Genomic DNA, 242 nt, shown 5'->3' on the forward strand with positions numbered 1-242 from the left:
TCCGGACTTATGGGAAGCTGAGTAATCAACTTCCTGCGGCAAATAGATCGGGTTCATACCGCCCGCAGCCTTTGCAGGATTTTGCGGTGCTGCCGTGCTGGTGCGGATGAATGAACCCTGCTGATAGGTTGCATTCCGTTGCAGAGCTTTATCCTGTTTTGTGCGTGCTTGCTGGCGTGTGGCGGAGCGTTGCGCCGGTGCCTGAATGCCTTGTGATCCGCTGTTGCGGTAGATACGCGGCT

General features: G+C 56.2%; 1 pseudogene. It reads right to left on the bottom strand.

The window, feature by feature from the left end:
• Positions 1 to 242 (bottom strand): annotated as a pseudogene (locus HBA93_RS23040) (hypothetical protein); the annotation flags it as partial.

The organism is Ochrobactrum sp. SFR4 (genome assembly GCF_019730395.1).
Taxonomy (GTDB): Bacteria; Pseudomonadota; Alphaproteobacteria; order Rhizobiales; family Rhizobiaceae; genus Pseudochrobactrum.